The 7,926-nt window shown below is 61.0% G+C and carries 7 protein-coding genes; 6 read left to right on the top strand and 1 reads right to left on the bottom strand.

The window, feature by feature from the left end:
• Window positions 1-1,185 (top strand): TRCF domain-containing protein (locus ACQY7U_RS06285; RefSeq protein ID WP_428642925.1); only part of this gene is annotated, 1,185 nt, incomplete at its 5' end.
• A 19-nt stretch (window positions 1,186-1,204) separates the two neighbouring features.
• Here ACQY7U_RS06285 and ACQY7U_RS06280 read toward each other — a convergent pair.
• The gene (locus ACQY7U_RS06280) at window positions 1,205-1,864 is read right to left on the bottom strand and encodes a protein-L-isoaspartate(D-aspartate) O-methyltransferase (RefSeq protein ID WP_428642924.1); all 660 of its coding nucleotides are present in this window, start codon (window positions 1,862-1,864) and stop codon (window positions 1,205-1,207) included.
• Window positions 1,865-2,013: 149 nt separating this feature from the next.
• On the opposite strand from ACQY7U_RS06280, the gene ACQY7U_RS06275 reads away from it, so the two are divergent.
• From ACQY7U_RS06275 to lpdA, 5 genes are all read left to right on the top strand, one after another.
• Window positions 2,014-2,355, top strand: coding sequence for an FtsB family cell division protein (locus tag ACQY7U_RS06275; RefSeq protein ID WP_428642922.1), 342 nt, complete (start codon window positions 2,014-2,016; stop codon window positions 2,353-2,355).
• A gap of 174 nt (window positions 2,356-2,529) precedes the next feature.
• On the top strand, window positions 2,530-3,579 hold the full coding sequence (gene pdhA, locus ACQY7U_RS06270) for a pyruvate dehydrogenase (acetyl-transferring) E1 component subunit alpha (RefSeq protein WP_428642920.1): 1,050 nt from the start codon (window positions 2,530-2,532) through the stop codon (window positions 3,577-3,579).
• Between the two features lie 14 nt (window positions 3,580-3,593).
• Window positions 3,594-4,982, top strand: a complete 1,389-nt coding sequence (locus ACQY7U_RS06265; RefSeq protein ID WP_428642919.1) for a pyruvate dehydrogenase complex E1 component subunit beta — start codon at window positions 3,594-3,596, stop codon at window positions 4,980-4,982.
• A gap of 16 nt (window positions 4,983-4,998) precedes the next feature.
• On the top strand, window positions 4,999-6,339 hold the full coding sequence (locus ACQY7U_RS06260; protein ID WP_428642918.1) for a pyruvate dehydrogenase complex dihydrolipoamide acetyltransferase: 1,341 nt from the start codon (window positions 4,999-5,001) through the stop codon (window positions 6,337-6,339).
• Window positions 6,340-6,410: 71 nt separating this feature from the next.
• Window positions 6,411-7,853, top strand: coding sequence for a dihydrolipoyl dehydrogenase (gene lpdA / locus ACQY7U_RS06255; protein ID WP_428642917.1), 1,443 nt, complete (start codon window positions 6,411-6,413; stop codon window positions 7,851-7,853).
• Window positions 7,854-7,926 lie beyond the last annotated feature (73 nt).

Raw genomic sequence — 7,926 nt, 5'->3', positions numbered from 1 at the left:
ACGCTGTCGGCGACGCCGATCCCGCGCACGCTGCAGCTGGCATTGACCGGAGTGCGCGAACTGTCGCTGATCTCGACGCCGCCGGTTGACCGGCTCGCCGTGCGCACCTTCGTGTCGCCCTTCGATCCGCTGATCATCCGGGAAACCCTGTTGCGCGAACGTTATCGCGGTGGCCAGAGTTTCTATGTCTGCCCGCGCATTTCCGACCTGGCGGACGTGAAGGCTTTCCTGGATCAGCACGTGCCGGAACTGAAGGTCGCCGTCGCCCACGGCCAGATGGCGCCGGGCGAACTCGATGACATCATGAATGCCTTCTACGACGGGAGCTACGACGTTCTCCTGTCGACGACGATCGTCGAATCCGGTCTCGATATCCCGACCGCCAACACCATGATCGTCCATCGCGCCGACATGTTCGGTCTTGCCCAGCTCTACCAGATCCGCGGCCGCGTCGGCCGGTCCAAGGTCCGCGCCTATGCGCTTCTGACGCTGCCCGCCAACAAGACGCTGACCAAGACGGCGGAACGGCGTCTGAAAGTGCTCCAGTCGCTCGATTCGCTGGGAGCGGGCTTCCAGCTTGCCAGCCACGACCTCGACATTCGCGGGGCGGGAAACCTGCTTGGCGAGGAACAGTCCGGCCATATCAAGGAAGTCGGATTCGAGCTTTACCAGCAAATGCTGGAAGAAGCGGTCGCACAGCTGAAAGACGGCGGTGTGGCGGCTGGAGAAGAGCAATGGTCGCCGCAGATCAACATCGGCACGCCGGTGCTCATTCCGGACAATTATGTCGCCGATCTGCAATTGCGCCTGCAGCTCTATCGGCGCTTGGGGGATGTGGCGGAAGCAGAGGAAATTGATGCCTTTGGCGCCGAGCTGATCGACCGGTTCGGGCCGCTGCCGGAGGAAGTGCAGCACCTTCTCAAGATCGTCTACATCAAGGGACTGTGCCGCAAGGCGAATGTGGAGAAGGTGGATGCCGGTCCGAAGGGCATCGTCATCAGCTTCCGGAATGCCGAATTCGCAAATCCCGCAGGGCTCGTCTCCTATATCGCGGAACAAGGCGTGCTTGCCAAAATACGTCCGGACCAGAAGGTCGTGCTGACGCGGGACTGGGAGAAAACCGATTCGCGTCTGAAAGGCACCGCGACGATCCTGACGAAGCTGGCGCGGCTGGCGGCGGCTTGAGGGGCAGGAGGGGGCTCGGTCAGGGTGTTCCTTCCGGCCAGGCTTTCTCACCCACGAGCGGGACGAAGGCGACTTCGCCCTGGTTTTCCGTCACGAAGGACGTTTCGGAAAGGCGCCGGATGCGTTTGAGCATCTGGTAGCGGGCGCTTGTGCCGACGGGGATAACCATGCGCCCGCCAACCTTCAATTGCAGCTTCAATTCCTCCGGTGCGGCAGGCGCGCCTGCCGAGACCAGAATGGCATCGAAGGGAGCTTCGTCCGGGCAGCCGATGCTGCCGTCTGTGCATCTGATATCGACGTTGGTGATATTGGCTGAAAGCAGGTTCTGGCGTGCTGCTTCGGCCAGTTGCGGAATGCGTTCGATACCGACGACCTGCTTGGACAGTTTGGCGAGAACCGCGGCCGCGTAACCGGAGCCTGTCCCTATTTCGAGCGTCTTGCTGTCTCCATTGAGTTCCAGCAATTCGCACATGAGGGCGACGACATAGGGCTGGGAAATCGTCTGGCCGAAGCCGATGGAAAGAGGGCCGTCGCAATAGGCGGCAATCCGCTGCGAAGGGTCGATGAAGAGGTGGCGGGGGACTGAGCGCATGGCGTTCAGGACCCTTTCGTCCCGGATCCCTCGGGCGCGAATTTGCCGCTGCACCATTTCCCTGCGCTGAGACCCGTATGGTTCCATGGAGTAGCCCGCTTTCCCGGGTAATTGGCCGTGTCCCGGTTGAGGAGGGCTTGGACATGTGAACTTCGGCCCGCCTCAAGACTCTATTAAGCCTAACGCGGCATAGTATCCGGATAAAGAGGCCATGAGTTCAAGTGTTAAGGTCCAACGTGCCCCGAGCAGCCACACGTCAACGAAAACAGTCCTTTCTCCGCCGCCTGATCACGCCTGCAATTGCGATTGCGGCACTTGGCTACTTCGGTTTCCATGCCATGAGCGGGGAGCTCGGAATTGTCGGGCGCGCAATGATCGAGCGCCAGGTATCCGAACTCGAAGCGGAGCTTGAGGTGCTGACTGCGGAGCGGCAGGAGTTGTTTTCCCGGGTTAGTCTGCTGCGCCCGGAAAGCCTCGATCCGGACATGCTGGATGAACGGGCCAGGCTCAATCTCAACCTCGTGCATGCCAACGAGCTGGTTGTGTTGCGTCCCGGGCATCGTTACGATGTAAACTGATTTTCGGTTTATTTTTAGAAATTAACCTAAGCCGAGTTAAAACAAAAATTTTTTAATAATTGCAAAGGGCTATTTCAAAAAATCGGCGTGGAATACACGGATTGGATTGACAGCGGCGACAAGTTAAGTTGCAGCTACCTGTCTTAGGGGAAACGTCACGCCGAGAAGAGGGTTATGGCCACAGCATCGAAGACCACTTCCGCTAGCTCCAAGAGCGCCAGCCGGACCCGCAGCACCGCCAAGAAAGCGAAGCCTGCGATCGCCACGTTCGATAAGGACCAAGAACTTCACGCTTACCGCGAAATGCTTCTGATCCGCCGATTTGAGGAAAAAGCCGGACAATTGTACGGCATGGGCCTCATTGGCGGTTTCTGTCATCTGTACATCGGGCAGGAAGCTGTCGTTGTCGGTCTGCAGATGGCCAAGAAGGACGGTGACCAGATGATCACCGGCTACCGTGACCATGGCCACATGCTGGCGATGGACCTGGACCCCAAGGGCGTCATGGCGGAGCTGACCGGGCGCCGCGGCGGCCTGTCGAAGGGCAAGGGCGGTTCCATGCACATGTTCTCCAAGGAGAAGCATTTCTACGGCGGTCACGGCATCGTCGGCGCCCAGGTGTCCCTCGGCACCGGTCTCGGATTCGCCAACAAGTACCGCGAGAACGGCAATGTCGCGATGGCCTTCTTCGGCGACGGTGCCTCCAACCAGGGGCAGGTCTACGAAAGCTTCAACATGGCCGAGCTCTGGAAGCTGCCGGTCGTCTATGTCATCGAAAACAACAAATACGGCATGGGCACCAGCGTTTCGCGTGCCTCTGCCACCACCGACCTTTCCCAGCGTGGCGCCTCCTTCGGCATCCCGGGCGAACAGGTCGACGGCATGGATGTGCGCGCGGTGAAGGCGGCTTCCGAAAAGGCCCTGGAATGGTGCCGCTCCGGCAAGGGGCCGTACATCCTGGAGATGATCACCTACCGCTACCGCGGTCACTCAATGTCCGACCCGGCCAAATACCGGTCCAAGGACGAAGTTCAGAAAATGCGCACCGAGCACGACCCGATCGAGCAGGTCCGCAAGCGTCTTCTCGACAACGGCTGGGCGACCGAGGATGACCTGAAGGCCATCGACAAGGACGTCCGGGCCAAGGTCGCGGAAGCCGCGGAATTTGCGCAGACCGATCCGGAACCGGATGTCTCTGAACTCTACACCGATATTCTGCTTTAACGCCGGGGATACTCATGCCGATCGATATTTTGATGCCGGCGCTTTCGCCGACAATGGAAGAAGGCAAGCTCGCCAAGTGGCTCAAGGCCGAGGGCGACGCCGTTACCGCAGGCGACGTGATCGCCGAAATTGAAACCGACAAGGCTACCATGGAAGTCGAAGCTGTCGATGAAGGCACGCTCGGCAAGATCCTGGTTGCCGAAGGCACCGACAACGTCAAGGTCAACGAGAAGATCGCCGTTCTCCTGGCCGATGGAGAAGATGCCAGCGCAATCGATGCCGCCGCGGCTGCTCCGGCTGCCGCCGCTCCGGCTCCGGTTGCCGCAGAGGCGCCGAGCGCTCCGGCTGCAGCTCCGGTGCCGGCCGCGCCTGTTGCCTCCGAACCCGCCGAGGACCCGGAAGTTCCGGCCGGTACAGCGATGAAATCCTCCACCGTTCGCGAAGCCCTGCGCGATGCGATGGCCGAGGAGATGCGCCGCGATCCGGACGTCTTCATCATGGGTGAGGAAGTCGCCGAATACCAGGGCGCTTACAAGATCACGCAAGGGTTGCTGGACGAGTTCAGCGCCAAGCGCGTTATCGACACGCCTATCACCGAGCACGGCTTTGCCGGTCTCGGCGTCGGCGCCGCGATGGCGGGTCTCAAGCCGATCGTCGAGTTCATGACCTTCAACTTCGCCATGCAGGCGATCGACCAGATCATCAACTCCGCCGCCAAGACGCTCTATATGTCAGGTGGCCAGATGGGGGCTCCGATCGTCTTCCGCGGCCCGAACGGGGCGGCCGCGCGCGTGGGTGCTCAGCACTCGCAGGACTACGCCTCCTGGTATGCGCATGTTCCGGGGCTGAAAGTGGTTCAACCCTATTCGGCTGCTGATGCGAAGGGCCTGCTCAAGGCCGCGATCCGCGACCCGAACCCGGTTATCTTCCTGGAAAACGAAATCCTCTACGGGCAATCCTTCGAGATCCCCGACATGGACGATTTCGTCCTGCCGATCGGCAAGGCCAAGATCGAACGGGGCGGCACGGACGTGACCCTGGTCTCCTGGGGTATCGGCATGACCTACACTCTTAAGGCGGCAGACGAACTGGCCGGAATGGGCATTTCCGCCGAGGTGATCAACCTGCGCACGATCCGTCCGCTCGACATCGACACGGTGCTTGCTTCCGTCCGCAAGACGGGCCGCATCGTCACGGTGGAAGAAGCCTTCCCGATGTGCTCGGTGTCTTCGGAAATCGCCTTCCAGGTTCAGGAAAGGGCCTTCGACTATCTCGATGCCCCGATCCTGCGCGTGACCGGCAAGGACGTTCCGATGCCTTACGCCGCAAACCTGGAAAAGCTGGCGCTGCCGAGCGTTGCGGAAGTCATCGACGCGGTCAAGGCCGTGACATACACAGCCTGAGGCGGGGGAAACGGACATGCCAATCAATATCACCATGCCGGCCCTTTCCCCGACCATGGAAGAGGGCAACCTGGCCAAATGGCTGGTCAAGGAAGGCGATCAGGTTTCCGCTGGCGATGTGATCGCCGAGATTGAAACCGACAAGGCGACCATGGAAGTGGAAGCGGTCGATGAAGGCACGGTCGGCAAGATCGTCGTGCAGGCCGGGACGGAAGGCGTGAAGGTCAACGAGCTGATCGCCGTGCTCCTTGAAGATGGCGAAGATGCAAGTGCTATCGATACTGCCGGCGGCAGTTCATCTTCTGCACCGTCCGAAAAGAGCGAAGTTCCGGCAGTTCCCGAGAGCGCTCCCGCCATTGAGGTCGGGGCAAAGGCGGCAACCGATCCGGTTCCTGCACCCAAAACCGCGGACGGCGGGCGTATTTTCGCGTCCCCGCTTGCCCGCCGGCTGGCGCAGCTCAACGGTCTCGACCTGAAGGCGCTTTCCGGCTCCGGTCCGCACGGCCGGATAGTGAAGCGCGACATCGAAGCAGCTCTTGCTGCCGGTACGGGCAAGGCCGCTCCCGCCGCCACCGAAGCTCCGAAAGCCGCCGCCGCTCCGGCGCCGGCAACCGGTCCGTCCGCGGATCAGGTGCTGAAGCTCTTCGAGGAAGGCTCTTACGAGCTCGTGCCGCATGACGGCATGCGCAAGACCATCGCCAAGCGCCTGACCGAATCCAAGCAGACCATTCCGCACTTCTACGTCTCCGTGGACTGCGAACTGGATGCGCTGCTGGCCTTGAGGGCCCAGCTAAACAGCGCGGCGGCGACCGACAAGGACGGCAAGCCGGCCTACAAGCTGTCGGTCAACGACATGACCATCAAGGCGCTGGCGCTTGCTCTTCGCGATGTGCCGGACGCGAACGTCTCCTGGACCGACGACAACATGGTCATGCACAAGCATGCCGATGTCGGCGTTGCGGTTTCGATCCCGGGCGGTTTGATCACCCCGATCATCCGGCGCGCGGAAGAAAAGCCGCTCTCCGTCATTTCCAACGAAATGAAGGACTACGGTAAACGTGCGAAAGAGCGGAAACTGAAGCCTGAGGAGTACCAGGGCGGCACCACTGCGGTTTCCAACATGGGCATGATGGGCGTGAAGAACTTCTCGGCCGTCGTCAACCCGCCGCATGCGACCATCCTGGCGGTCGGCGCGGGTGAAAAACGCCCGGTCGTGAAGGACGGCGAACTGGCGGTTGCCACCGTCATGAGCGTGACGCTCTCCACCGACCACCGCTGTGTGGACGGTGCGCTTGGTGCGGAACTGCTCGCCGCCTTCAAGGGCTACATCGAAAATCCGATGAGCATGCTCGTCTGAGGCAGCTCTCCGGCGCGGCGGCAACGCCGCGCCGTTTTTGAACGATGACTTCTTTCGCCGGGGAAAACACCATGGCTGATACCAACTACGACGTGATCATCATCGGTTCCGGGCCGGGTGGTTACGTGACCGCCATCCGTTCCGCGCAGCTCGGTTTCAAGACCGCGATCGTCGAGCGCGAGCACATGGGCGGCATCTGCCTCAACTGGGGCTGCATTCCGACAAAGGCGCTGCTTCGGTCTGCCGAGATCTACCACTACATGCAGCACGCCAAGGACTATGGCCTCAGCGCCGACAACATTTCCTTCGATCCGGCTGCTGTCGTCAAGCGCTCGCGCGGGGTTTCCGGCCAGCTCAATGGCGGCATCGGCTTCCTGATGAAGAAGAACAAGGTCGACATCCTCTGGGGCGAGGGCAAGGTCTCCAAGGTCGGCGAAGTCACCGTTTCAAAGACTGCCAAGAAGGCCATGGAACCGCAGCACCCGGCGCCCAAGGGCACCAAGGGCGAGGGCGTCTACAAGGCCAAGCACATCATTCTGGCGACCGGCGCGCGCCCGCGTGTCATTCCGGGCATCGAGCCGGACGGCAAGGACATCTGGACCTATTTCGAGGCCATGGTTCCGCCGTCCATGCCGAAGTCCCTGATCGTGATGGGCTCCGGCGCCATCGGCATCGAATTCGCGTCCTTCTACAAGACCATGGGCGCCGATGTGACGGTCATCGAAATGATGCCGACAATCATGCCGGTCGAGGATCCGGAAATCTCCGGCCTTGCCAAGAAGCAGATGGAAAAGCAGGGCATCAAATTCCTGCTCGACGCCAAGGTTTCGCAAGTCAAGAAAGGCGCCGGCGGCGTCACGGCGACCGTGGAAACCAAGGACGGCAAGAAGCAGGACCTGACCGCGGAGAAGATGATCTCCGCTGTCGGTGTCGTCGGCAACATCGAAAACCTCGGCCTGGAAGCGCTCGGCGTCAAGACCGACCGCGGCTGTGTCGTGATCGACGGCTACGGCCGCACCAATGTTCCGGGCATCTATGCCATCGGTGACGTTGCCGGTCCTCCAATGCTGGCCCACAAGGCCGAGCATGAAGGCGTCATTTGCGTTGAAAAGATCGCCGGCAAGGACGTCCACGCGATGGACAAGTCCATGATCCCGGGCTGCACCTACTGCAATCCTCAGGTTGCCTCTGTCGGCCTGACCGAGCCGAAGGCGAAAGAAGCCGGCTACGACATCAAGGTCGGCCGCTTCCCGTTCATCGGCAACGGCAAGGCGATTGCGCTCGGTGAGCCGGACGGCATGATCAAGACAATCTTCGATGCCAAGACCGGCCAGTTGCTGGGCGCTCATATGGTCGGCGCGGAAGTGACCGAGCTCATCCAGGGCTATGTGGTCGCCATGAACCTGGAAACGACCGAAGAAGACCTGATGCACACGGTCTTCCCGCATCCGACCCTTTCGGAGATGATGAAAGAGTCCGTTCTCGACGCCTATGGCCGCGTCCTGAACATGTAGGCAAAATTGCCGATCCAAGGATTGGACCCGGACGGCAAAGCGGTTAACGTGGAGCCGTCTGGGTTTTGGGGCA

This window comes from Roseibium sp. (genome assembly GCF_050301095.1).
Lineage (GTDB): Bacteria > Pseudomonadota > Alphaproteobacteria > Rhizobiales > Stappiaceae > Roseibium.
This window is presented reverse-complemented; position numbering and strand designations above follow the sequence as displayed.